The organism is Chitinophaga arvensicola (assembly GCF_900110835.1).
Lineage (GTDB): Bacteria > Bacteroidota > Bacteroidia > Chitinophagales > Chitinophagaceae > Chitinophaga > Chitinophaga arvensicola.
Genome location: NZ_FOJG01000002.1, coordinates 143,347 through 166,964 on the forward strand (window position 1 = coordinate 143,347; position 23,618 = coordinate 166,964).

Below are 23,618 nucleotides of genomic sequence, written 5' to 3' on the forward strand. Positions count from 1 at the left end.
ATAGAAGACACTGCTTCCTGCCGTTTACCCTGAAAAGAAAAACTACTTTTTTTAAGATTGCTGGGATTTGATGTACGCCAACACATCAGAAAGACGGCGTAATGCAATGGTCATCTGGGTTTCCACCGTTTTTACAGAAATATCGAGTAATTCTGCCACCTCCCGGTATTTCAGCCCGTCTTCTTTTACCAGCTTGAAAATAAGCTTGCATTTGGGCGGCAACTGGTCGATACTCCTGGTAATAATACCGATAAATTCTTTAGAGATGGAGAGGCGCTCGGGAGAGGGCTCAAAACGGATATGCGCCACGCTGACCTGGTCCAGGTCAATGAATTGATGCAGGCTTCGCAGGTAATTGCTGGCCCCATTTCTGGCCGACCTTAATAAATACGCCCTTAAATGGTGGATATCCGCAAGTGTTTCCCGTTGTTGCCAGAGCTTTACAAAGATATCGTTCACGATTTCTTCTGCAGGTTGTTTGCTACGGATGATAGAGTACACAAAATGAAACACGGGAAGTGCATGATGGTTGTACAACCATTCAAATGCGGTTTCGTCGGCAAAACTGGCTACGCGCTGCTTGCAATCTTCTTCTGTCATCATCCCGTGGAAGAATTCTGGATACAATATAGGGAAAAATGTGTTGGCTGCAAATGTGCCAAAAGAACAGCCGCTCCGTTTTTGGGTATCTCCTTTTTTTATTATTTTGAAAAAGTTATCAATAAAACCCATTAAATATTACCTCCGGTGAATAAATTACCTGCTACCTTCCATGTTATCCTGATAATGCTCCTGTTTCCCCTGCTAACATATGCGCAGGACGAGTATGCCGGCTTTGGACATATGGTTGACGTTTCCTCCTTTCATGCTAAATCTTTTACATTTAGTTGCACTACTTTGTCTCAAAACACCACGGTGCTGGTAGCATGTTACGACGCAGATGGTAAGTTTATCAGAAGCTATTTAAATGAACCTTTGCCGGTTGTCAATAAATGGGAGCCATTGTCCGTGACAGGAAAGTTGAGTAAGAACGCAGCCCGGCTTTTTGTCGGCGTTTATTACAAAGGAGATGGTACGTTTTTATATGACGATATGCGTTTGTCGATGAAAGGAGGGAGCGGGGAAGAAAATGTGACGCTGAAAAACGCCGGTTTTGAAGATACCACCGGACTTAACTCCTATTTCTTTACAAAAAAGGTGGAAGATGCCGCCACTATTGTTATTGATCCGCTGAACTCCTCCAACCACGTATTACAGGTGGTATCAAAAAATAAAACAAATACGGAAACATACGGCAACAATAAAACGGCCGGCAATTTTGCGGACGTAAATGGTGTTCGTCTTTATTATGAAACATACGGAACGGGGGAGCCGCTGGTACTGCTTCATGGCGCATTGGAATCTATCAGTTCCTATGCAGGGATTATTCCGCTACTGGCTAGAAATTTCAAAGTCATTGCCGTTGATACCCGTGGACATGGAAAATCCTCTGCGGATACAACCAAACTCACTTACCAGTTATATGCAGAGGATGTAAATAAATTGCTGACATATCTGCACCTGGATAGCGTGCGGGTGCTTGGCTGGAGCGATGGCGGAAATACAGGGTTGTTACTGGCCATGAATCACCCGGAAAAAGTAAGGCAGCTGGCCATTCTCGGCGCCAACCTGTATAACGATCATTCTTCGGTGGCCGACTGGGTAAATGATACCCTCAGGAGCCAGATAAAGGTATTGGAGGCGAACGCCGATCTGAATTTTGAATGGCGGGTAAAACAATGTTTATTGAACGAACCTCATATTGACCCGGCATCCCTGGGTAAAATTTCCTGCAACACCCTCGTGATGGCGGGCGAAAAGGATGTTATCAAAGAACCGCATACCAGGTTGATCGCAAAGAGTATCCCTCATTCAACTTTAATCATTTTCAGGAAAACAGGTCATGAAGCCGTTAGGGAAATACCGGAATTGTTTGTAAAAACAGTGACCGGATTTTTCACCGGGAAGTAACAGGCTGCCGGAAAGTGGCTACCGTACTCACATATAAATAAGGAAACGCTTACCGTATCAATGTTACAAAGCCTTTCAGCGTTTTTTCCTGTTTATCTATATTCAGGTACCGGATGAAATAGGTATAACTGCCGCTTTCCTGTGGAATGCCTTTGAAGGTGCCGTCCCAGCCCTGCGAAACATCGGTAGTATAAAACAGTGCCCCGCCCCAGCGGTTGAATATCCTGAATTCCAGTAATACCTGGCCATGGGGCGTTGCCAGCCGGAATACATCATTCCTGCCGTCGTTATTAGGGGTAAATGCGTTGGGTACATAGAGATCCGGGGAGCAATCCTGCGCATTGAGTACCAGTGTGGTGATACCACAATCATTGCCTACCTGCATCCTATACCGGCCCGGGTATCGGATCGTATAGGAAGGTTTGGTGCTGCCATCCTGCCACAGATAACGTTTGTAGCCGGATGGTGCGGTGATGGTGGTGGGACGGGAATTTAAAAGGCAAACTGTGGGATCCAGTCCTATCACCGGTTTATCGTTTACCTGTAGGTGCGTGGTAATAATACTGTCGCAGCCGTTGACCGACATAAACTTACTTTTGTAATCTCCGGATGAACCGGTCGTTTTACCATCAGGTAAAATAAAGGATTGCCCGTTGCAAATGGTGTCGTATCGTTCCGTTGCTATAACGGAATTTACGGTCAACCGGGTAATAATAATGCTGTCGCACCCCTGGTATGTTTTAAGCGAAGCCGTGAAAGTACCGGCTACCGTGGTATTACTGCCATCGGGCAGCAAATACGATTGTCCCGGGCAAATCTGAATATCCGTTGTTTGATGATAGGCTGGCAGTAATACTACTTTGGTATGGATAATACTATCGCATCCTGTGGTGGCGGTCAGGTTGCTCTGATAGTCGCCCGCTGTTTTTACGATCTTGCCGTCAGGCAACGTATAGGAAGTTCCATCACAGATAGTAACATTTTCGTTCTGGTTATAAGGAGGTGAGATACTGATGGTTTGAGCCTTTTCATCTGTACTGCAATTACGTGTAACCTTCACGGTTACTATATAGTCTTTGGCCGCAGTATAGGTATGGGAAGGCGCCAGTTCGGCGGAGGTGGTGCCGTCCCCGAAATTCCAAAGTACACTTGTTACCCCGGTGGAATTGATCAGTTGGAAAGAGGCCGGCGTACGCAGGCAGGCGGCAACGGCCGTGAAATCTGCGGGGTAATAGAAAAAACTGTTGACAAAGGACGGAAAAGACATCGCTGTTCTCCGGTTACCGGAAGGATCCATATCCATGCCATCCTGAATGTAGCTACAACCTGTTCCTCTTACTTCCGGTGCGCGGATAAGGCCCACATAACGGTAGCCTTTCTCGTAGCCGTCTTCATAAGCCACATAGATTTGTTTGTCGGGTCCCATCTGCAACCCACCTATAGAAAGGTGGGAAGGTATACGTGCAATATCAATACGCGATGCATTCACATCTGCGGCCCGGAGGTCATATTGCGCCAGTATCGGTTGATTGGAGGCGGTCACATACAGCAGATGACCTCCGGCAGAATATTCTACTCCAAATGGTGTAATTCCATCGAGGATGCTGTAGGGACCCGTCAGTACGCCAGTCTGGTTATTAAATCTGAATAACTCGCCTCTTCCCGGCACTCCCTGTACCTGCGGACCAATGGTATGCGCCAGTATATCTCCCTGTGGGGAAAATTTAAGGTAACCTACGCCTTCCCAGCCACCTTCTCTCACATAGTATCCCAGCTTATAGACAACAGGCGTAGATAGGCCTGCGGGTGTTAACAGGTAGATGTAAAAATCAGCGCTGTTTTTCGCGTGGGTAATAATCCAGAAGTCTCTCCCGTTGCAATGCCGTGTAGCTGTCATTTTCTCCGTGCTGGCTTCTGTTGGGAGCAGCAGCGTATTTTTCGAGTCGGGTATAATATCGCCATCGCCGTTATCGAGTGTCATGTCTACAATGGAATACCGGAATCCTTTGTATTCAGCTGTTGTAAAAAGATAATATTGTTTGGGATGTCCCGGAAAAGGCACTGCCACGCCTGATTCCACGCTGGAAGGATCGCCCTGCAGCCCGCTGCCGTTGGGCATCACCTGGTGATGTGCATTCCACACCAGGGAGCCTTCTGTATAAAACAGTAAATCTCCCGTTATACCATCGCAAATAGTGGCCACACCCTCCCGGGTATTGGTTTGTCCATCTGTCAGAATACTGGCAGGAGAGGTATTGAAGTTAATGCCGGCATTGTAGCCGAAATACCATCGGTTGATTTCTTTTTGGGCTTTCAATCCGAGCGGACTGAAAAGACATGTAATCAAACAGGCTACAATTGCTTTTCTCATATAGAGGTCAACGAATTAGGTACGGGCAACTTATCATGAAGGCGATTGGCCTTCACGGCAAGATAGTAATAAAAAACAGCAAAAGTATACTGGAGGCTACACCTCAAACCGGTAAACCTGGATCGTGTTCCCTGTCAGACATAACAGGAGATCGTCGCCGGCATGGTATCCGCTTACTTTTTTGTCTGCGTCGTGGAACAGCATATCCCCTCCGGGTGAAATTAAAGCCACGCCTATATCATTGCCGTAGGCAATAAAAGCATTCAACGACTTACTATAATGAAGATTGGCATTCAGTATATCCATCCCCGTTACCTTTATTTTTTGTGCTATTTCCGGCTTGCCGTCCCCGGTTTTGTAAAGATGAATTTCGCAGGGTGCATCCGGTGAGGCGCCTTCTTCCTCATCTCTTACAGGATGGAAGGCCACTGCAACCGTATGGTTGTTTACCCAGCAGGCGGCCCGGTTGTTATGTTCCCAGCTATCAATGATTTTATCAGCAATACGATTGCTCCTGATAAAGTGATCTACCTCGTAAATATTGTACAAATCATAGGATCCCCAGGCCCAGCCGGTACTCATGAACTGGCGGTTGTCGGGCGACATCTGCAGTCCGCCATAAAAGTAATCGTATGGAGAAGGCCAGGGCGCCTTGTTGGCATCGTCGTATTTTTTAAAATGTGCCAGGTGCCACTCTTCTGCGAATTCTTCGATCAATGATTTGGCTGCTGTTAATACCTGCCTGGTATCAAGATTCATGATCTGTACATGGTTCCAGGCCACTGCGTAAATGATGTGGGGAACAAGTTGCGCATCCCTGAACATCGCAATCGGGTAAGAAGATATATCGGCATGATAATCTTCCCGCCACAGATGAAGGGCGGTATATTTCCCCGGATAATGAATGAAGCCATGTCTTTTATAATCATTGACCACCACTACAATCTCATCCAACGTAAAAATACGGGAGGAGGCGGTTATATCAAATCCGCCATCAGTATATCCAATACTGCTGATCACCGAAAAGAGGGTTTCGTTATCCGCCGTGTTGAATTTATGACGGACTACCTCCCCGGAACTCATCAGCAATACGCATTCATCTATCGCCGACAGGCTACCTGTGACGATAGTCTGGTCCGTTGGTAGTGTATTATTGTAAATTAAATTTAATCTCATTGGCACTTTAAAAATAATAATGGAAGATAGGAATATCCCGGATTACCTTTCATACACCACCTTCCAGAACGGTTCGAAAGGAATGTCTGCAAATACTGCTTTATTAAGGGCTCCCGTTGTTTTTTGGTAGATGTTTGCTGACATGGTATCCTGGATGGAATTGGTAAGTTCCCAGTTTTCATCCTGCTGTTTTTCTTCCCATCCACGCATCCGGAAAACTGTTTTCTTCGCCTTTAATGCCGCAGATAAGGCCAATATTCCGGGTAATGGATCTGCATTTAATGCCTGGGCAACTGCAACAACCGTAAAGGTTTCAAAGGTCGGATCTGCCACGGGAAAGGTATTCCGTTCATTAAAAAGGCTAAAGAAAATGTCAGGTGCGCTATTCAGCTTTGCACAAACACTCCTGGACGGAGTCCAGATATCCAGGTGATGAAATCTGCGATTCACCTCATGTGCGTCTAATGTCCACTTATCCTGCGCCGCCGCATTCCAGCTCAAACGCCCCGGCTTAAATGGCTGGAAATAGGGCGTGCCGGGCTTCGGGACATATTGCAGGGAGCTGATCCCTGTTTGCTTGTAGTGGCCGGACAGCGATAGTAATTTATCCAGCACAGGGTAGATGTTGTTCGTCCACACGGTTGTTTCCCAGGGCGAATAATCGGGTGTAATGTCGCCAAAGAGGAGATAATAATAGTAAGCACGGTTCCAGGTCATAAACAATATTATTGGGCACAGCCTGCAAAATAAGGAATTTCATATTTCTCTCTTGCCCGGAAAAAGTATAATTTGGCAGCAAACAATCAACATCCCTCTGATAGAAATTCCTATACTATGAAAATATGGATCAATTCCCAAAAAGGGGAGGACCGCATTATCGCACATCTGGGCGATACCATCTATAAGTGCAATCCCAAAGCCAACGAGGTAGAACAGGTCGCCTGGGGGCTCGGCAAAGGAGTGCTTCCGGATGAAAATATGTTCGGTATTCCTTTATCCTATATCAGTGAGATCCGATGGCAGGAAGGCAAAAACTATATACAGGTATTTTTCCGGGGATCAGAAGAATATTTCACCGTTTATGACGATACCAAACGGCAGGAAATATTTGATTACTTTAAAACGCTGCTGCCTTCCTTTTCGACGAAAACAGAACGTAAAACCGCTATACAGGCCGGTAAGAAGCCACTGGCCGCACTAATTGTGGTGGGTATATTGTGCCTGGTAACGTTGCTTTTTGCCTCGACGATAGAATCGGGAACCGGCTATGAGTTCCATGGGCATGGCAGTTTACTCGTTGCTGTTATCGGCCTTGCTTCGCTGGGAACAAAAAAGGTACTCCTGATATTTGGCGGCTTACTGGCAATTGCAGGATTTTCCTTTGCCAGGAAGGCAAAGCATCCGCCTGTCATACATAGGATTATAAAATGATCTTCCAGTAAAGTAAAGATTTATGAGGCGCCTATGTTCATGAGTGGATATAATGGCGCCTGTTTATGTCATTTTATGGCTGTTGCCAGCTTTCTGATTTCCATCACCCCATGTTCATCTCCGATAGCGAGAAAGCACTTCAATAACTCTTCTGTCAGATTGGGGGAAATAAGGGCGAGGTATTTCTTGCGTTGCTTTTTGAATTCGAAAGAACATAGAAAACGGCCAAGTCCCCGGCGCGTTTTATAATTTTTGTCCGAGTATTCATAAGCCTGGATAATGGCGCTAAAGTCAAAAGTTTGAAGCAATTCGGCCGGTACGTTTTCATACGATGGGTAACCACTCCATAATTGTTTACTTCTGCCATAGAGCTGCAGCAAGGCGATAATCCGCTGTTGAGTATCGGGTATTTCCACAGTAAGATCCTCCATCAGGACCGGTAAATATTCGGTAGAAAAATCTTTTATTTCGGACAAATGCCTGGAGAAGCTTTTAGGTGCCTCCCAAAACCAATCCCTTTCCCGGATCCTTTCTATAGTACTCTCCGCTTCATTTTTCAAATATTTTTCCAACGGGTCGGAAAAACCTTCCTCTGATAAGAAATGTAATAATTCTTTTCTTGTTAAAAGTATGGCGTCGCTGTTCCATTGATAATAACGGATGGAATACTCATGATGAAAACCAATAGTTTCCGGTAGGAGATGGTCTGAATACAATTCAATTGCATAATCACCCGCACACATACAGTAGAATCTTTCCTTCGGCTCTTCGATGTTCAGCAAAGAGGAGAGTCGTGCTATTTTCTCCGGCAGGGACAACGTGAGCCTTACCTCGTTACCCATAGCGGAATTATCATGAACGCCTCCTTCTTTGATCACAACGGTATGAACGTTCTTAAAGAGCGCATGTAGTTTATCTGTAGTTGGCGTATGTTTGTTCAACAGCTGTCGTTTTAAGAAATAGTATTCCCCGAATATAATAAATAAATCCCTACTCAGATAGGGGGGAGGACCTCTCCTCAGACTGCACAGCCGGTTCGGAAATACTTTTTTACGCTAAGGGGTAACAATTCCTGCTCTTTGTTGATATACTCCAAAACAGATTTATCATGAAAGCGTTAATAACCTCGATCGCCCTGACGATCTTCTTCACCCTTCAAGGCGCTGCCCAGGCAAGCCAGCCTGTAAAAGCCGCCGCTACTAAACCCGCTACTGTAGAAGTGGCCACGCTGAGCGACAGCACCATCATCGTGGCAAAGGAAAAACGGACTTACACCGGCGGCCGTAAGGTAGAACAGCCTGTTGCAAAGAGTATTTCTGAAAAAGGTGTTTCCCGTCCGCAAAAACAGGTTGCTGAATTTATGGACGGCTTGTTTGTAAACAAGGCACTGGACCCAAAGCAATTCAAACAGGTTACTACAGATCAGGAGCTGAAAGGGATGAAAGTGGTCATTAGAAAGGACCACAAAGTATACCGTTACCTGGGTGATCAGGACCGTATTGTGGAAATATTGCAATCGGCCAACCGCCCGGCGGGTTGTACAGACTGCACTACGCGCGAATGCAATGGTACGGTGTATGAATGCGCCTGTGTAAATAATTTTTGTTTCTGTGTTCTTTGTGTGGAGATCACCAAATTGAGTGAACTGGCGGAGTAACTAAAGCAGCCGATGACTGCGCCGTTGCAAAACCGTTCATAAAGGTCAGCAGGGTTTCCCTGGAATAGCCCTCCCTGCTGTCTAAGGTATATCTTATCTTGTTGTTATGCCGGACAGCCATTTGGTAGTAAGGAGGAAAACGAACATCATCATGGAATTCACGCAGCTCCAGCACAGTCTCTTTCAGTGGAAACGCAACTTCCCTGTTCCGGAAAAATTTCATATAACCGATTATTAGTTGCCCCTGTTCTGTGCGAAGGCTATTGGTAAATGTTAAGGTACATTTTGCCCGGATATAATAAATGATAAAAGGAATCAATAATATTCCGGCGCTCCCTACGATGAAAATAGCTAAGATGCGGTACATGTAAAAATACCTTTCATTCTGCGCGAGATAATTATAGTAACGGCTGGTCGGGTTAATTTCCATCATTTTACGATATAAGGGTGAGCAAATATACGGTAAAGTTGTAACAGGGTAACTGGAAATTTATTACAAGATAGGAGCAAAATAGTGTTGAAATAAGTCAAATTATCAGGTGAATACTATCCGGGTTCAGGCTAACTTCAAACCCATGATAACGTTCATGAAAAAACATACCTGGTTGTTACTGTTGCTGTGTTGCTGGGCCTGTAACCATACTTCCGCACCAGCACACCGTTATGGTTCCGTTACCGGACTGAAACCGGAAAAGATCGCTGAGTATAAATCGCTCCATGCCGCCGTATGGCCGGCTGTGTCAAAGCAGATCCGGGAATGCAACATCCGTAATTATTCCATTTTTCTGAAGCAGATCAATGAACAGTATTACCTGTTCAGCTACTTTGAATATACCGGGAAAGATTTTGCTGCCGATATGGCAAAAATGGCCGCCGATAGCACGACCCAAAGATGGTGGAAGGTCACTGCTCCCTGCCAGCTCCCGTTACCCGATGCTGCTGCGAAAAACGCCACCTGGTCAGACATGGAAGAAGTATTTCACCAGGAATAAACTACAGAAAACGCTGCTGTATCAGCGCCATAAATGCCGGCCTGAACTTATCACTCAGCGGAATACGCTTATCGCCTATAAATACATGATTTTCCTGGACTTTATCGATCCGGCTTGTGTTTACAATGTAAGAATTATGCACCCGGATGAATGGTACCGTGAGTTGTTCGGCCATCTCCTTTAACCGTTTATATACCAGCACTTCTTCCCGGATGGTCACGATCCGTACATATTCCTTTTCGCCTTCCAGGTATAGCAATTCTGATAACCTGATCTGCAGTAAGGTTTTCCCGGTTTTAACAAAATAGTAATCTTCTGTTTGTTTGGGTACGGATGCTTCCGGGATACGGGCAGGTATAAACGCAGATTCTATTTTTTGCCGTGCTGCCAGGAAACGCTTGAGCGTAATGGGTTTCAGGAGGTAGTCGATGGTCGGGAAATTATAGCTGGCCGCAGCATATGCGGTATAAGCGGTGGTGAACACGATCTTCATCTCGGGCGGCAACAAGGCGGCGAGTTCCATTCCATCCAGCCGGGGCATATTGATATCCAGGAAGATGAGATCCGCTTTATGGCTTTTTAAGAAAGTCAATGCCTCCAGTGCATCATAACACCTGGCTACTACCTGCCAGTCGGTTGTTTGCGCAATATGCAGTTCCAGCAGGCTTACTGCATTGGGTTCGTCATCTACTATCATACATTTCAGGCTCATAAAGGAACAGATAAAACAGCGGTGAAATAATGCCCGGATTGATTTGCCTGTAACGTGAAATCGGCGCCGTACAACAAGGACAGGCGTTTCCTCAGGTTGTCGATCCCGGAGCCACCCGGGCGGTTATGAAGTGGTTCCGCCGGTAAACTGTTACGTGTCCGGAAATGGAGCCGCCCGTTCTGTTGTACCAACTGAAGCTCAATTTCATTTTGCTGGCTGGCTTTGTCGATGCCATGTTTGAAAATGTTTTCCGTAAACGTCATCAGCAACATAGGCGGTATCCGCGCTCCTGGCGGTATATCATGGATAAACGTCAACGCGATTTCATGCCGGATCCGGATCCGTTCCAGCGCAATATAGTTTTCCAGGAATGCGATCTCCGTGGCAATGTCTACCTGGTCCTTCGGGCTCTCTTCCACAAAATAGCGCATCATATCCGATAACCGCTCTATCAATGCTGCTGTGCGCGGGGCTTCCCGGTAGGCTTCATAGTAAATGTTATTCAGCGTATTGAAGAGGAAATGGGGTTGTACCTGCGACTTCAATAAATCGAGTTCTGTTTTTGCATGTTGTAATACCAACGCCGCTGCCTGCGCTTTCAGCTCAAAATAAACAATGGCCATCCGGAAAACAAAACTTAACAAAAACAACAGGGGGATTCCTGTCAGGTAACGCAACATTATTTTCATCGTGAGCGGCTCCGGATGAGTGGTAAACCACGTGTTGTAAATCCAGGTAAGCAGGAAGCCCCTGCATAATCCCGTCACCAGTAAAAACACCAACACGGCTATAACATATACCACTATACGCCCTTTTAAATACAACTGCACAAACAGCCAGTTGATGTTCCCATAAATCACCAGCGCATAAAACAACACGTTCAGTAACGAGAACACAACTGCCTGACCGAAGCCGTCTTCCGGTAGCATAGAGAAGAACATCATAAAAAAAACAACCAGCCAGAGTGCCCATTGTACCCGGGCGGCGGTCGACATACGGTTAATCAGTTGCATAGCCCCAATTTACGAAGCTTTTGCAAGCAGTAATGAACTCCGGATTTAATATTCAACGATTCCCGGCAATGTTTCAACAGATCCACCCAAAAACTCAACAGGTACTGTCATCATCAGAAATCCGCCACCCGTTAAAAAAAGAAGGAATTGCATTGAATTCATTTTACCGGCTGCCGGTGAGGCACGCATCTTTGGCGGGTAAAAGTCTATCCACATGCAAACAAAACACTGTTTTTTTCTCCACTTTTTAATAGGTTGTGCTATGCAGACACTCTCTGCACAAACCGATACCATCAGCCCGCAACATCTCCGGCTCAATACGGGTTTCCTGCAACCCGGTGTAAAGCAATACCTGGTATATTTCCAGGCGCCTGCTCATTCCAACTGGCTGGGGCTTAGCCTCTGGACACGGGAAATAGAGAAGAGCAGCTGGCAGCAGGAACCGGTATTCCGCATTACCCAGCACTGGTACAGCGAAGACAGTACCCGCTATCTCGAAAGCTATTCTATCAACCGTGCCGCCGATTTTTCGCCCCTGTATCATGCAGAAACCAGGGGTAAGGAACAGAAAGCCTATCGCTGGTCTGCCCGGGAGATCACCGGCGATACCACAGCTAATAATAAGGCCGCCGGTTTTAAGCTGGCTTTTGACAGCCCCAGCTACAACTGGAACCTCGATATGGAAACATTCGAAATGCTGCCTTTAAAGGCCGGAAAAACATTTGTAATACACTTTTATGACGCCGGCCTGGAACCGCCGAAATACGTCACGTATAAGGTCACAGGCAGTGAAGTATTACAGCTCAACGGACGCCAGACAGTTGATTGCTGGAAATTGTTTACCGAAGGCGATTCGCCGCGTGGACACTATACGCAGACATTCTGGATCAGCAAAGACGGTCATGAATTCCTGAAAGAAGAGGATTTCTTTGGAGGCTTTTACCGGTATAAGATCAAACTTTCCGGAGCGGCACCACATTTGCCGGAAAGGTTTAGCAGGTAAATATGGCGGGGTAATGCCCGGTTATCCGGCAGGCACCCCGCATGGCCATCTCCCGGAAATATTATCGTAACTTGGCCGCCTGATCAAGCAGCTGGCCATGGAGCAACACCCGGATATTCTCACTTATCTCAACAAACATTTTCCTACACTGGACAAGGATTTGAAGGAATACCTGTCCGTTATCGGCGGCTTAAAAAAAATACCGGCAGGTGAAGTACTCCTGAAACAGGGGCAGTATATCCGGTTCACCGTACTGGTACTGGAAGGCCGCATCAAGCTATACCGCGAAGGAGAGGAGCAGGGCGAATTCTTTATGTATTACCTCGAACCCGGCGATGCCTGCGCTATTTCCATGATATGCATTGCTTCCGGTAAAGAAAGCGAAGTAATGGCAAAGGCAGTGGAAGAATCGGTGGTGCTGATGATACCCGTGCAACACATGGAATTACTGATGAAAGACTACAAAAGCTGGTACCGCTTTGTGATTGAATCCTATCGCCGCCGCTTCGAAGAAGTACTGACAGTGCTTGACAGCACCGTTTTTAAAAGTATGGATGAAAGGCTGCTGTCCTATATCCGCGAACAGTCCCGGCAACTCAATACCCGGCAACTGAAATTAACGCACCAGGAAATTGCCACGGATATTAATTCCTCGCGGGAAGTCATTTCCCGACTCCTGAAAAAAATGGAACAGAAAGGTCTCGTAAAACTCAACAGGAACTATATCGAAGTACTGCCGGCAGATTAACCCGCTTTCAAACCTTTTCTACTCCGGATCGTTATACGTCTGTTAATCGGATGCTTATGTAACAAATGTCACAGAAATACCGGCTGCGATGATACACCTTTGTATCCTTAAAGCAGGAAAATGGACGTAATAGCATTTGTAAAGCAGCCATGGCCCTGGTATGTGGCGGGTCCGCTCATCGGATTAACCGTACCGGCGCTGTTGCTGCTGGGGAATAAGTCGTTTGGCATCAGCAGTTCTTTGAGACATATCTGTGCCGCTTGTATACCGGCCAATATCCCGTTCTTCCGGTACAACTGGAAAAAAGAAGCCTGGAACCTTTATTTCGTAGGGGGGATCACGTTAGGTGGTATCATTGCCGGCAACTGGTTGTCAGATCCATCGGATATGGTCATACATCCCGCATTGGCAGCGGAGTTGAGTAGCTATGGTATCCATAGTCACCACGCGCTGATACCCGCAGATTTATTCAGCTGGGCAGCACTGGGCAGCCTTCGTGGAAGCCTCATGATGATAGGAGGCGGTTTCCTGGTTGGATTCGGAACCCGTTATGCGGGCGGCTGTACCAGCGGTCATGCTATCATGGGATTATCTACGCTGCAATGGCCTTCACTCGTAGCCACTGCCTGTTTTATGGTGGGGGGCTTCATCACCGCCAATCTTATTTTGCCACTTCTTCTTTCATTATAAAAGTTACCCGCTTATATGGAGCATAAATGGTTTAGCCAGCTTAAGTTTTTAATCACCGGTACCCTTTTCGGAATTGTTTTTGTGAAAGCAGAAGTCATCAGCTGGTTCCGTATCCAGGAAATGTTTCGCCTGCAATCTTTTCACATGTATGGCGTTATCGGGAGTGCGCTGCTGGTAGGCATGTTGTCTGTCCTGATCATCCGGAAATTCAACATCCGCACCATCGGGGGAGAAGCCATTGTTTTTCACCCGAAAAAATTTAGTAAGGGACAGATATACGGAGGACTTATATTTGGAACTGGCTGGGCGATCACCGGCGCTTGCCCCGGTCCGTTATTTGCCCAGATAGGAACCGGTGCTACCGTTATTGTGATTACCCTGCTCAGCGCCATCGCAGGCACCTGGGTATACGGAAAGTTCCGGGACCAATTACCACATTAAAATTAACAGCCATGGATATACATCAGTTTGAAGATAAAGGATTGGCACACTACTCCTATGCCATCTACAGTGAAATCGTCAAAGAGATCATACTCATAGATCCATCCCGTGACATCACGCCTTACCTGGAATATGCGAATTCCATGAATGCAACGATCGTTGGCGTGATTGAAACTCATCCCCATGCCGATTTTATCAGCAGTCACCTCGAACTTCACCACGCTACCGGCGCCCGTATATATTGCTCTGCACTCACCGGCGCTTCCTATCCGCATACAGCCTTCGACGAAGGCGCGAGCCTGCGCCTCGGAAATATCATCTTGAAGGCACTGAATACACCTGGTCACTCACCCGACAGTATCAGTATTGTACTCACGCATGGAGGGGAAGACCGGGCGGTTTTTACGGGAGATACGTTATTCATCGGCGATTGCGGCCGCCCCGATCTGCGGGAAAATGCCGGTAATATCACGGCAGACCGCAATACGTTGGCCAAACAAATGTATTATTCCCTTCGAAATAAACTCCTGGTACTTGGCGACGATGTGCTGGTGTATCCCGCGCATGGCGCCGGCACCCTGTGTGGTAAATCCCTCAGCGACGCCGATAGCAGCACCATTGCGGCGGAAGCGGTCAGTAACTGGAGCCTGCAACCCTCTACAGAAGCCGATTTTGTGGCAGAGCTATTATCGCAGCAACCTTTTATTCCAAAATATTTCCCCTATGATGTAGCCATCAACCGCGAAGGTGCGCCTGATCTGCAGCCAGCCCTGGAGAAAGTACCCATCATCAGCGGTGAACCGGTACCGGAAGGAAATGTAGTGATCATAGACAGCCGGCCGGCTGCTGCTTTTAAGCAGGGACATCTGCCCAACGCCATCAACCTGCAGAATGGCGGTAAGTTTGAAACCTGGCTGGGAAGTATCATTGCACCAGGGGAGCCGTATTACCTGCTGGCTGCTAACGACCAGGAATTATGGCAGCTGATCCGCAAAGCCGCTAAAATAGGCTATGAAACAAATATCAAAGCCGCTGCGGTCACCAACGGTGGCGCCGTGACCATGGAATCCATGCCACTGGCCAATTTCAGGGAACATCCGGAGCAGTATACTATCGTTGATGTACGGATGGCGTCTGAATCAAAAGAGGAGCCCATTTTTGAAAATGCCCTCTCCATTCCCCTCGATCAACTACGGGAACGGGTAACAGAAATTCCTACCGGCAAGCCCGTGGTGGTACATTGCGCAGGTGGCTACAGAAGCGCCGCAGGCAGCAGTATTGTAGCTGCCGCATTAAAAGATAAAGTGAAAATATACGACCTCGGCGATGCCGTGAAAGAGTTTGCTTTCTGATCCGGAATTGTCGTAATACACCCGTTAATTGCCCTGTTTACCCCCTGTTATACTGCCCGGAGCAGGGTAACTTTAAGGTATTGTTCACCAGAAAAATCAGCAATTATGTTTGGGAAAACAAAAGCATTCAGCGGGTACTCCGTCGATGACGTGAAAAAAGCAAAACAGTTTTACCAGGACATACTGGGACTGGAGGTAGCAACGGAAGGGGAGTACATGCTCACCCTTAAAATAGCTGGCGGTAATAACGTGTTGCTCTACGGCAAACCAAATCATACACCGGCCACTTTTACCGTGCTCAATTTTCCGGTACCGGACGCGGAAGCTGCCGTAGATCAGCTCATCGCCAAAGGAATCACTTTCCTCCAATACGGCGGCGACATCCAAACGGATAAAAAAGGAATTCACCGGGGCGATGAAGGACCCACCGTGGCCTGGTTTACAGATCCGGCAGGTAATATCCTGTCCGTAGTAGAAGCATCGTAAACAGCACCGGGAAGGAATAGCCGTTTGTTTTCCCTATTTTTGCCGGCTAAATAAGGAAGATTTATGGCTACTAAAATTACAGTTAACAACAATGGTTCACTGAAAATAGAAGGTGAATTTGAAATCGTAGACAAAAACGGCGACAAATATGATCTGGCCGGACGGGAAGTAGTAGGTATCTGCCGCTGCGGCCTGTCTGCCAACAAACCTTTCTGCGATGGCTCCCACAAAGGTAATTTTGATCACGAAGCCATCGCTTTTGCCCTGCCACCAAAAAAGGCATAAGCGTATGAGATCATTGGAAAAGGCTCCATGCAAATGGGGCCTTTTTTATGTCCGGTAAAAAGGAGATTTGTTATCTGTAAGGTAGGCAATGTATTGCTGTAATTAACGGAACAGGGAAGCGCCCCAGTACCCGATCGCCAGCCATACCAGTCCCTTGATAAGGAAAAAAAGAAAGCCCCAGACGCCCAGCTTTCTGACCCACTTTATAATTTGTGCCTTTCTGTTATTTTCTGTAGACATAGCAGCGCAAAATTAAGAATTTTTTGTGCAGATAAATGTATCTTAGGAAGACTAATATATTCCCACTTATGAAAGCACTATTCTGGCTGGCAATCCCACTGATGACCCTGCATATTTCCCTTTCTGCGCAACAGCTTGGCCGTTCCGCCAGCAGAGCGAATTATCACGCTTCCGCAGATATACCTGATAAGCCTGCGGTAAAATGGCAGTTTAAAACCAATGGGAAAGTCATCTCTTCCCCGGTCATAAACGGGTCCCACCTTTTTATCGGCTCCACCGACTCCTGTATGTATGCGCTGGACAGAACCACCGGTACCCAACGCTGGAAGTTCAAGACCAATGGCGCGGTAAACAGTTCCGTAGCCTGCGACAGCAGCGCGATCTATTTTCTGAGCGAAGATGGTTTCCTCTACGCCGTGGATATGAATACCGGCCAACGCCGCTGGAGCTTCAAAACAGGCGGGGAACATGCCACCGATCCATGGGACTATTTCCTCTCTTCCGCCGCTATCAATAAAGGGGTGGTATACGTAGGCAGCACCGACGGACATATCTACGCTATCAATGCCCGCACCGGTAAGCTTCAATGGAAATTCCGCACCGGTGGCGCCGTACATGCAGCTCCCACCGTTGCAAAGGATATTATCCTGGCAGGCAGCTTCGACGGCTTCTTCTATGCCCTGAACCCCAATGGTTCCCTGCGCTGGAAATTTAATACTATCGGAGAAAGATTTTTCCCGGTGGGAGCCGTACAATTCCACGCTGTAGTAGCCGATACCTGCGTTTATTTCTGTGCCCGCGACTATAACGTATACTCTTTGGACCTCCGCACAGGAGTAGGGTTCTGGGTATACCACGAACCCGGTAGCTGGAGCTGTGTGCCCAGCCTGGCCGGCGAACGCCTCCTGGTATCTACTTCCGATTCCTACCGCGCCTTGTCTTTTGATGCGCTCTATGGCAACCTGCAATGGAAATCACCCGTACACCTCAACGTTTTCAGCAGCATCGCTTCTACTAACGCATACGGCTATATGGGCAGCCTCGATGGTAAACTGCTGAAAATGGATCTGCGTACAGGCGAAGGCGTTACTCTTTTCCAGACAGCCGCTTCTGCAAAGGAAGAGCACCGTTTTTTTAATCCTGACACCAAAGCGCTTTTTCCTGATCTGATGGCACGGTATAAGGACGATTATATAAAAATGTATGCCGACTTCCTGGATATGGGCAGTATTTTATCTACCCCATGGCTGGAAGAAGGCGTCCTCTATTTCGGCAGCACCGATGGCAACGTATATGCCCTTCAATAACGCACTTGATTAAAAGAATGATTTAATACGTACTTTTGCGCTCTTTTAGCAATGATTTTTAAAAGATGCGTGTAGCAATACCGAATACCAAAATACTAGTATCCCTGCTTTTAGGCCTCAGCGGCAGTGTGGCGGCGCAGCAGCGCTCCGATACTGCCCTGGCCACCCGTCACCTCGATGAGGTGATTGTACAGGAAAATCGCCTGTCAGCGCCCGTAAAGGCGGTAAACCGTAATATCACCATTATTACCCGCCGTCAGATAGAAGCCCTGCCGGTTACTTCTATTACAGAAGTATTGTCCTATGTACCCGGACTGGACGTGCGTCAGCGCGGCCCCGGCGGTATCCAGGCCGATATCGGGATCGATGGAGGCACCTTCGATCAAACCCTGGTACTGATCAACGGTGTAAAGGTAACAGATCCGCAAACCGGTCATAATGTGATGAACCTGCCGGTATCCCTGCAGGACGTAGATCATATTGAAGTACTCCGTGGCGCTGCCGCCCGCATTTATGGTATCAACGCCCTCAACGGCGCCATTAATATCGTGACCCGCAAAGCCACTGAAAGTGGCGCTTCCATCAAAGGCAGCGGAGGCAGCAGCTTCAAAAAGAATGAGAACGGCAATTTATATGCAGGCTATAACATCGGTGGTACGGGTTCCCTGGTGAGCAAATATGTGAACCAGTCTTTATCCGTAGAACGCAACCAGGGCAATGGCTACCGCTATAACACTGCCTATGATAACTATCGTGCTTTCTACCAGGCGGCCTTTAACCAGGATACCGCCCATCAGTACAATGTGATGGCCGGTTTCGTGAACAATAACTACGGCGCCAATGGCTTCTATGCGGCCCCCGGCGACCTGAACTCTGAAGAAACCGTAAAAACCTTCCTGGCTGCAGTCAGCAATACCTCCCGCATTAACCCTCATTGGGTAATGACGCCAAGGATCAGCTACCGCTATACAAAAGACGATTACATCTACATCAAACCGGATAAATTCCGTAACCTCCACAATACACATGTACTGGATGCGGAACTGAATAATACCTTCACCACCGCTATCGGTACTTTCGGCGCCGGTGTGGAGGGCCGCTATGAGAAAATAAAGAGTTCCAACCTGGGCAACCACGACAGAACCAACCTGGGTGCCTTCGGAGAGTATAAGTCTCCCGCAGACCGCCGGTTCAACTTTTCGGTAGGTGGTTATCTCAACTATAACACCGTATATGGATGGCAGTTCTTTCCCGGTGCAGATGTGGGCTTTAATATTACCCCGGACATCAAGCTGTTTGCCAATGCAGGTACTGCGCAACGTTTGCCTACCTACACCGATCTGTATTACAAAGGCGGTGGTATTATCGGCAATGAAAACCTGGGACCTGAAAAAGCCTCCTACGCAGAAGCAGGTATCCGGAAATTCAGTGGCAGGTTCTCTTTCTCTGCTTCCGCCTTTTACCGCCAGGTCAGCAACTTCATAGATTTTGTAAAAGATACGGCCGGTGGGGTAGATCCGACCAAAGTACCCTGGCAGCCACAGAACTTCCAGCGGGCCGATATGACAGGATTCTCCCTCAATACCGGTTATACCACCACTTTGCATCCGGATGCTTTCTTTAACAGTTTCGGTGTAAATGCCGGTTATAATTACCTGTCGCCTTCCTTTAAGGGAGATGCACTTTCCACAAAGATTTCCCGCTATGTGATTGAAAGCTTAAGGCATCAGTTCACCGCCAACGTACGCACCGACCTGTTACAGCATTTCAGTGTATCTGCTGCGGCACGTTATTGTATGCGTATCAACTACAAAGACTATACGCTGGTAGATGCCCGTATTGCGTTCAGACAGCCGCGTTACCAGATCTATGCAGATGCCAGCAACCTGCTGGATGTTACCTATGTGGAGGCGGGCGCCTCGCTCATGCCTGGCCGCTGGATCACGCTGGGTGGTAAAGTAAACTTCTGATTTTTTTTAGGTTCCTTTTTATAGCCGCTTACAGGATCATCATCCTGTAAGCGGCTTTTGTTTGTTGATATAATACAGGAGATTGAGCAGATCATCAGCAGGAGTTCCGACATAGATAACAGCTATCTTATAGTGATGGGTTATATGGTGCGGAACTATATTTTAGATAGGGCTTAACTGGGGCTAAGCACATTCTTTTTCATCGCTGACTTTGCCATAAAAAAGGCGCCTCCCTATACGGGAGGCACCTTTTTTGCAAAAGACCAATTGTTAAGCATCATGCCGGGTAGCCGGACCTGCAGTTGCCCGGGTGCTACCATCTATTACCACCCGCTGGCTGCGGTCTGCTACAACGCCGTCGCAGAGAAGATGCCCGCACTAACCACGCCTTTGTTATCGGCCCGGATAAATACGGTATATATTTTTCCTGCGTCGAGGGTGATATTGCTCAGCGCCTGCTGGTCAATTGCTACCGGTAACGCATTTTCACCGGCACTCACAACCAGTGAAATGGTACCGGCGTTTACGCTGGTAAACGGTGCGCTGTCGTACGCCCCGCCCTGGAGATTACTTCCGCCGGCGCTGCCGTAAGGAATGGCGGTATAAAGCACAGTTTCCGTACTATTCTGTTTTAATTTCAGTCCTACATTCCCGATGCCTTGCGCCAGGTGTACAAAACGTAGTTTGGCCTTTCCGGCGGCAGGAGCGGAGAGGTCGTCGTAGAAAAGGAGTAGGGTATCTTTGCTCGCATCATTTTTCGCAGATGCTGCAAACACAGTATGGTAGTATCCGGCAATAGGCCCGTTAGGACCGCCTGAGGCAGAATAGGTGGCGCTGTTGCCAAACTGCCGCGACGCTTTATAGGCATTGCCGTTGCCCTCCGTAAAATTGATCTGTACATTCCCGAAAGTAGTGGCGGCATAAGGAGAAGCCTTTCCCGGCAACACCGCATCGGTAGTGATTTTCTGGGTGAAGGTCCAGAACTGTATGCCTGTTGTGGCGATACGTGCATTCGCAAAACGGATATTGGCCGACAATGGGGGGCGGTCGCCGGCGCTCACATCCAGGTAATCCGTTTTGTTGCAGGCGCTGAAAGCCAGCATGGTAAAGCTGCTCAGGAGGAAGAGGGTATTATTTTTCATCATAGCTTTTTTTAAGGATTAAAAACGCGCATATAATCTCACAAATGGCTGAATACCTGCGCTGCCATTCTGAATACCTACTACGGATGGATTCCGCAGCCCGGCAATCGCAGCATCTGTATAATCACCCAGTACGTTGAAGGCGTTGTTGACACCTGCGGTTACCTGTACTGCTTTACTGATATGATATCCCACGGAAAAATCTGTTACCCAGATAGGTTTCAGCTCCTGGAAGTAATAATCCGGCCTCGGGAAGTTGGCGTTGAGCGCGGAGGCGGTGGTGACCGAACCGAAGTAAATAGTGCGGGCCAGGAAAGTAAACCGGGGGGTGTTCAGGATCGCCTGTAATGTGATTTTCTGCTGTGGTATATTGGTGGTGACCCTTGCTTTTTCTGATTCACTGAAGATGACATACCGGTATTGTTCCAGTCCTTTGGGCGTATTTACAGACGTTACCTCGTTCTTTACGAAGTTGCCTCCTGCCAGCAGTTGCAGGCTGTTGCGATGTAAAGGAATGCGGTAGCTGCCGGTAAATTCTATCCCCCTGGTCCGTGTACTGAAGGCGTTGTAAAAGAATTTCGCCTGCGTGGTACCTGTTTGCAGTAGCAGAGCCCGTACATCTGCCGGCAGATTGGGATCTGTGGCAGAGAAGTTACCGGTATTGCCAACCCGGTTTTTGATATCTACCTGGTACGCATCTACGCTGATTTCTACATTCCTGGCAGGCTGGGAGGTGATCCCTGCGGTATATCCCGTGCTTTTTTCCGGGGTGAGGGAAGGGATGCCCAGTGCCCTGGTAGCGGCATTTTTATTGGAAGCGGTTACCTGGTCGATGGCGCGTCCCTGCTGGAAGCTGGTAGATGTTTCCGTATAGTAGAATTGTGCCAGATCCGGCGCCCGGAAGCCGCTGTTGGCAGATCCACGGATGGCGAGCCAGGGGGCAAAGCTATAGCGGGTGGCTATTTTACCGGTGGTAACATTACCGAAGTCGGAGAAGTTTTCCGCCCGCAGGGCGCCTGATACCAGCCATTTTTCAGTGACGTTCAGTTCAAGATCGAGGTAGCCGGCTACGATAGCGCGACTTACATTCACTTCATTAGACGGGCGGAAACCTGCGTGGATCTGAGATCCGGGGGAAAGTCCGTTCAGTGCCAGCAGTCCGCCATCTGCCAGGTAAGGTACGCCGTTTACGGAGGTGTCTACCCGGTAAATGGGGCGCAGATCTGCTTTGCTGTAAGAGGCTTCTTCACCGGCAATGATCTGGTAGGTTTCGGTGCGGTACTGTGCACCGAAGGCTACGTTCAGGCCATGGAGTACGCGCTCAAAGTACCGGCTGATATCGAGGCTGGCCGTGTTTTGTGAAGCATTGTATTTACCGGCGTCGAAGGTAGTGGGGCTTTTTAATCCCAGGCTGGCATTCAGCGAATTGCTGATGACATTGCCGAAATCATTTTTACCATATACGTTGGAGATATCCAGTTTCCATTCACCCGCACGGGCTTTCAGTCCGATGGCAATGGATTTGTCGGTGATACTGTTGTCCATGGCTGGCAGGAAACCGTCGGGATATAGCCCGGTGTTGTTGCGTTCTGTCCAGCCGGGCAGGCGGTATACGGCGGTGAATTGGGAGTTACGGTGACTGATACCACCGAAGGCATACACTTCTGCATGTTCACTAACTGGAACGGCTGTATTAAAAAATAGCAGGGCATCTTTAGCTTTGTTGGAACCTCCGCCACGTTGATCAAAGAAGTGCCTGTCTATGCCCCGGCTTTTCAGAATCGCATCGTCTATTTCCTTTGTATAGATGTTATCGTAGCCCCGGGTATTGGCGCCGCCGCCGTAGATTGGTCCGTTGTATAAACCGGCGTCATCGCGGCCGGGTTGCAGGGAAATGCCCTGCGTGGCAAATTCGGCGGTGGCATTCAGATAACCGCCCCGGTCGCCGATTTTAATACCGTAATTGATATTGGTGCGGGTGCTGGCGCCATCACCCCGGCGGCGTATACTTCCCGTGCTGCTGATAATCACGTCGTCGGTTTGTTTCTTGAGTACGATGTTGATTACACCGGCAATGGCATCGGAGCCATATTGTGCAGCGGCGCCATCCCGGAGTATTTCAATGCGCTCTATGGCGCCGGCGGGAATGGAGTTGAGATCATAACCGGTGGCGCCGTTGCCTAGTCCGCCCCAGTTGACATTGGAGCTTTTATGCCGGCGTTTTCCGTTTACCAGTACCAGCAACTGATCCACGCCGAGTCCTTTCAGCTGGGCAAGACTCAGGGCGGATCCTGCATCGCCGGCATTGGTACCATTCACCGAGTGAAAGGAGGGCGATACATATTGCAGCAGCTGGGTGATACTGGTTTGGGGTGCTGCTTCCTGCAGCGATTTAATATCGATGATATCTACCGGTACCGGCGAGTTCAGTTTGGTGCGGTTGGCGCTGCGGCTACCTACGATCTGTACTTCGCCGAGTTGTTTGGTAGTATCCGTCAGATGCTTATCCTGCGCCGTGATGGTGGCGGAAAGCAGCAACAGTGGAGAGAGGACCGGCAGTATAATTTTTTTCATGCCCTTGGTTGATTTTAT

Annotated in this window: 25 protein-coding genes; 13 read left to right on the forward strand and 12 right to left on the reverse strand. The window is 48.1% G+C overall.

Annotated elements, in window-relative coordinates:
• Positions 1 to 51: 51 nt before the first annotated feature.
• The gene (locus tag BMW79_RS17825) at positions 52 to 603 is read right to left on the reverse strand and encodes an RNA polymerase sigma-70 factor (RefSeq protein WP_177192234.1); all 552 of its coding nucleotides are present in this window, start codon (positions 601 to 603) and stop codon (positions 52 to 54) included.
• A 144-nt stretch (positions 604 to 747) separates the two neighbouring features.
• Between BMW79_RS17825 and BMW79_RS17830 the strand changes: the two genes are divergently transcribed.
• On the forward strand, positions 748 to 2,010 hold the full coding sequence (locus BMW79_RS17830; protein ID WP_089897023.1) for an alpha/beta fold hydrolase: 1,263 nt from the start codon (positions 748 to 750) through the stop codon (positions 2,008 to 2,010).
• A 49-nt stretch (positions 2,011 to 2,059) separates the two neighbouring features.
• Here BMW79_RS17830 and BMW79_RS17835 read toward each other — a convergent pair whose 3' ends face one another.
• From BMW79_RS17835 to BMW79_RS17845, 3 genes are all read right to left on the reverse strand, one after another.
• Positions 2,060 to 4,381 carry a T9SS type B sorting domain-containing protein gene (locus BMW79_RS17835; RefSeq protein ID WP_089897024.1) on the reverse strand — a complete coding sequence of 774 codons (2,322 nt, stop codon included), beginning with the start codon at positions 4,379 to 4,381 and terminating at the stop codon, positions 2,060 to 2,062.
• Positions 4,382 to 4,477: 96 nt separating this feature from the next.
• Positions 4,478 to 5,557 (reverse strand): hypothetical protein, encoded by a 1,080-nt coding sequence (locus BMW79_RS17840; RefSeq protein WP_143059203.1) that lies wholly within the window; start codon positions 5,555 to 5,557, stop codon positions 4,478 to 4,480.
• A 42-nt stretch (positions 5,558 to 5,599) separates the two neighbouring features.
• Positions 5,600 to 6,274: a hypothetical protein gene (locus tag BMW79_RS17845; RefSeq protein WP_089897026.1), complete on the reverse strand. Its 675-nt coding sequence runs from the start codon at positions 6,272 to 6,274 to the stop codon at positions 5,600 to 5,602.
• 117 nt (positions 6,275 to 6,391) lie between these two features.
• Here BMW79_RS17845 and BMW79_RS17850 point away from each other — a divergent pair, with 117 nt between their 5' ends.
• The gene (locus BMW79_RS17850) at positions 6,392 to 6,988 is read left to right on the forward strand and encodes a hypothetical protein (protein WP_089897027.1); all 597 of its coding nucleotides are present in this window, start codon (positions 6,392 to 6,394) and stop codon (positions 6,986 to 6,988) included.
• 68 nt (positions 6,989 to 7,056) lie between these two features.
• Here BMW79_RS17850 and BMW79_RS17855 read toward each other — a convergent pair whose 3' ends face one another.
• A complete protein-coding gene (locus BMW79_RS17855) occupies positions 7,057 to 7,929 on the reverse strand; it encodes a hypothetical protein (protein WP_089897028.1) in 873 nt (290 codons plus the stop codon).
• A 167-nt stretch (positions 7,930 to 8,096) separates the two neighbouring features.
• Between BMW79_RS17855 and BMW79_RS17860 the strand changes: the two genes are divergently transcribed.
• Positions 8,097 to 8,645, forward strand: coding sequence for a hypothetical protein (locus tag BMW79_RS17860; RefSeq protein WP_089897029.1), 549 nt, complete (start codon positions 8,097 to 8,099; stop codon positions 8,643 to 8,645).
• Here the strand turns inward: BMW79_RS17860 and BMW79_RS17865 are convergent.
• Entirely contained in the window at positions 8,617 to 9,078 is a 462-nt protein-coding gene (locus BMW79_RS17865; protein ID WP_143059204.1) for a hypothetical protein, read from the reverse strand. The genes BMW79_RS17860 and BMW79_RS17865 overlap by 29 nt on opposite strands.
• Positions 9,079 to 9,232: 154 nt before the next feature.
• Between BMW79_RS17865 and BMW79_RS17870 the strand changes: the two genes are divergently transcribed.
• Complete coding sequence (locus BMW79_RS17870) at positions 9,233 to 9,637, forward strand: L-rhamnose mutarotase (protein ID WP_089897031.1); 405 nt, start codon at positions 9,233 to 9,235, stop codon at positions 9,635 to 9,637.
• A gap of 1 nt (position 9,638) precedes the next feature.
• On the opposite strand, the gene BMW79_RS17875 is transcribed toward BMW79_RS17870, so the two are convergent.
• The 3 genes from BMW79_RS17875 to BMW79_RS33915 are packed head-to-tail and all read right to left on the reverse strand — an operon-like array spanning position 9,639 to position 11,578.
• Complete coding sequence (locus tag BMW79_RS17875) at positions 9,639 to 10,349, reverse strand: LytR/AlgR family response regulator transcription factor (protein WP_089897032.1); 711 nt, start codon at positions 10,347 to 10,349, stop codon at positions 9,639 to 9,641.
• Entirely contained in the window at positions 10,346 to 11,362 is a 1,017-nt protein-coding gene (locus BMW79_RS17880; RefSeq protein WP_089897033.1) for a sensor histidine kinase, read from the reverse strand. The genes BMW79_RS17875 and BMW79_RS17880 overlap by 4 nt, the downstream gene beginning before the upstream one ends.
• 45 nt (positions 11,363 to 11,407) lie before the next feature.
• Positions 11,408 to 11,578, reverse strand: a complete 171-nt coding sequence (locus BMW79_RS33915; protein WP_177192235.1) for a hypothetical protein — start codon at positions 11,576 to 11,578, stop codon at positions 11,408 to 11,410.
• A 46-nt stretch (positions 11,579 to 11,624) separates the two neighbouring features.
• Here BMW79_RS33915 and BMW79_RS17885 point away from each other — a divergent pair, with 46 nt between their 5' ends.
• From BMW79_RS17885 to BMW79_RS17915, 7 genes are all read left to right on the forward strand, one after another.
• Positions 11,625 to 12,365: a DUF3108 domain-containing protein gene (locus BMW79_RS17885; RefSeq protein ID WP_089897034.1), complete on the forward strand. Its 741-nt coding sequence runs from the start codon at positions 11,625 to 11,627 to the stop codon at positions 12,363 to 12,365.
• Positions 12,366 to 12,462: 97 nt separating this feature from the next.
• On the forward strand, positions 12,463 to 13,113 hold the full coding sequence (locus tag BMW79_RS17890; protein WP_089897035.1) for a Crp/Fnr family transcriptional regulator: 651 nt from the start codon (positions 12,463 to 12,465) through the stop codon (positions 13,111 to 13,113).
• 120 nt (positions 13,114 to 13,233) lie between these two features.
• On the forward strand, positions 13,234 to 13,803 hold the full coding sequence (locus BMW79_RS17895) for a YeeE/YedE family protein (RefSeq protein WP_089897036.1): 570 nt from the start codon (positions 13,234 to 13,236) through the stop codon (positions 13,801 to 13,803).
• 15 nt (positions 13,804 to 13,818) lie between these two features.
• Positions 13,819 to 14,244: a DUF6691 family protein gene (locus BMW79_RS17900; RefSeq protein ID WP_089897037.1), complete on the forward strand. Its 426-nt coding sequence runs from the start codon at positions 13,819 to 13,821 to the stop codon at positions 14,242 to 14,244.
• A gap of 11 nt (positions 14,245 to 14,255) precedes the next feature.
• On the forward strand, positions 14,256 to 15,596 hold the full coding sequence (locus tag BMW79_RS17905; RefSeq protein WP_089897038.1) for a rhodanese-like domain-containing protein: 1,341 nt from the start codon (positions 14,256 to 14,258) through the stop codon (positions 15,594 to 15,596).
• A gap of 105 nt (positions 15,597 to 15,701) precedes the next feature.
• On the forward strand, positions 15,702 to 16,082 hold the full coding sequence (locus BMW79_RS17910) for a VOC family protein (RefSeq protein ID WP_089897039.1): 381 nt from the start codon (positions 15,702 to 15,704) through the stop codon (positions 16,080 to 16,082).
• Positions 16,083 to 16,145: 63 nt separating this feature from the next.
• Complete coding sequence (locus BMW79_RS17915; RefSeq protein ID WP_089897040.1) at positions 16,146 to 16,367, forward strand: CDGSH iron-sulfur domain-containing protein; 222 nt, start codon at positions 16,146 to 16,148, stop codon at positions 16,365 to 16,367.
• Positions 16,368 to 16,469: 102 nt separating this feature from the next.
• Here BMW79_RS17915 and BMW79_RS17920 read toward each other — a convergent pair whose 3' ends face one another.
• Positions 16,470 to 16,607, reverse strand: a complete 138-nt coding sequence (locus BMW79_RS17920; RefSeq protein WP_089897041.1) for an alanyl-tRNA synthetase — start codon at positions 16,605 to 16,607, stop codon at positions 16,470 to 16,472.
• Between the two features lie 68 nt (positions 16,608 to 16,675).
• On the opposite strand from BMW79_RS17920, the gene BMW79_RS17925 reads away from it, so the two are divergent.
• Together BMW79_RS17925 and BMW79_RS17930 are read left to right on the forward strand one after the other, a co-directional pair.
• Positions 16,676 to 17,914 (forward strand): outer membrane protein assembly factor BamB family protein, encoded by a 1,239-nt coding sequence (locus tag BMW79_RS17925; RefSeq protein ID WP_177192236.1) that lies wholly within the window; start codon positions 16,676 to 16,678, stop codon positions 17,912 to 17,914.
• A gap of 65 nt (positions 17,915 to 17,979) precedes the next feature.
• A complete protein-coding gene (locus BMW79_RS17930; RefSeq protein WP_089897043.1) occupies positions 17,980 to 19,884 on the forward strand; it encodes a TonB-dependent receptor plug domain-containing protein in 1,905 nt (634 codons plus the stop codon).
• A gap of 347 nt (positions 19,885 to 20,231) precedes the next feature.
• Here BMW79_RS17930 and BMW79_RS17935 read toward each other — a convergent pair whose 3' ends face one another.
• On the reverse strand, positions 20,232 to 21,026 hold the full coding sequence (locus tag BMW79_RS17935; RefSeq protein WP_089897044.1) for a DUF4397 domain-containing protein: 795 nt from the start codon (positions 21,024 to 21,026) through the stop codon (positions 20,232 to 20,234).
• 18 nt (positions 21,027 to 21,044) lie between these two features.
• The gene (locus tag BMW79_RS17940; RefSeq protein ID WP_089897045.1) at positions 21,045 to 23,600 is read right to left on the reverse strand and encodes a TonB-dependent receptor plug domain-containing protein; all 2,556 of its coding nucleotides are present in this window, start codon (positions 23,598 to 23,600) and stop codon (positions 21,045 to 21,047) included.
• Between the last annotated feature and the right edge of the window lie 18 nt (positions 23,601 to 23,618).

Coding starts and splice junctions, on each gene's coding strand:
- BMW79_RS17825 (WP_177192234.1), bottom strand. CDS start 603: ATGATGACAGAAGAAGATTGCAAGCAGCGCGTAGCCAGTTTTGCCGAC.
- BMW79_RS17835 (WP_089897024.1), bottom strand. CDS start 4,381: ATGAGAAAAGCAATTGTAGCCTGTTTGATTACATGTCTTTTCAGTCCG.
- BMW79_RS17840 (WP_143059203.1), bottom strand. CDS start 5,557: ATGAGATTAAATTTAATTTACAATAATACACTACCAACGGACCAGACT.
- BMW79_RS17845 (WP_089897026.1), bottom strand. CDS start 6,274: ATGACCTGGAACCGTGCTTACTATTATTATCTCCTCTTTGGCGACATT.
- BMW79_RS17850 (WP_089897027.1), top strand. CDS start 6,392: ATGAAAATATGGATCAATTCCCAAAAAGGGGAGGACCGCATTATCGCA.
- BMW79_RS17860 (WP_089897029.1), top strand. CDS start 8,097: ATGAAAGCGTTAATAACCTCGATCGCCCTGACGATCTTCTTCACCCTT.
- BMW79_RS17865 (WP_143059204.1), bottom strand. CDS start 9,078: ATGATGGAAATTAACCCGACCAGCCGTTACTATAATTATCTCGCGCAG.
- BMW79_RS17870 (WP_089897031.1), top strand. CDS start 9,233: ATGAAAAAACATACCTGGTTGTTACTGTTGCTGTGTTGCTGGGCCTGT.
- BMW79_RS17875 (WP_089897032.1), bottom strand. CDS start 10,349: ATGAGCCTGAAATGTATGATAGTAGATGACGAACCCAATGCAGTAAGC.
- BMW79_RS17880 (WP_089897033.1), bottom strand. CDS start 11,362: ATGCAACTGATTAACCGTATGTCGACCGCCGCCCGGGTACAATGGGCA.
- BMW79_RS33915 (WP_177192235.1), bottom strand. CDS start 11,578: ATGTGGATAGACTTTTACCCGCCAAAGATGCGTGCCTCACCGGCAGCC.
- BMW79_RS17885 (WP_089897034.1), top strand. CDS start 11,625: ATGCAGACACTCTCTGCACAAACCGATACCATCAGCCCGCAACATCTC.
- BMW79_RS17890 (WP_089897035.1), top strand. CDS start 12,463: ATGGAGCAACACCCGGATATTCTCACTTATCTCAACAAACATTTTCCT.
- BMW79_RS17895 (WP_089897036.1), top strand. CDS start 13,234: ATGGACGTAATAGCATTTGTAAAGCAGCCATGGCCCTGGTATGTGGCG.
- BMW79_RS17900 (WP_089897037.1), top strand. CDS start 13,819: ATGGAGCATAAATGGTTTAGCCAGCTTAAGTTTTTAATCACCGGTACC.
- BMW79_RS17905 (WP_089897038.1), top strand. CDS start 14,256: ATGGATATACATCAGTTTGAAGATAAAGGATTGGCACACTACTCCTAT.
- BMW79_RS17910 (WP_089897039.1), top strand. CDS start 15,702: ATGTTTGGGAAAACAAAAGCATTCAGCGGGTACTCCGTCGATGACGTG.
- BMW79_RS17915 (WP_089897040.1), top strand. CDS start 16,146: ATGGCTACTAAAATTACAGTTAACAACAATGGTTCACTGAAAATAGAA.
- BMW79_RS17920 (WP_089897041.1), bottom strand. CDS start 16,607: ATGTCTACAGAAAATAACAGAAAGGCACAAATTATAAAGTGGGTCAGA.
- BMW79_RS17925 (WP_177192236.1), top strand. CDS start 16,676: ATGAAAGCACTATTCTGGCTGGCAATCCCACTGATGACCCTGCATATT.
- BMW79_RS17930 (WP_089897043.1), top strand. CDS start 17,980: ATGCGTGTAGCAATACCGAATACCAAAATACTAGTATCCCTGCTTTTA.
- BMW79_RS17935 (WP_089897044.1), bottom strand. CDS start 21,026: ATGAAAAATAATACCCTCTTCCTCCTGAGCAGCTTTACCATGCTGGCT.
- BMW79_RS17940 (WP_089897045.1), bottom strand. CDS start 23,600: ATGAAAAAAATTATACTGCCGGTCCTCTCTCCACTGTTGCTGCTTTCC.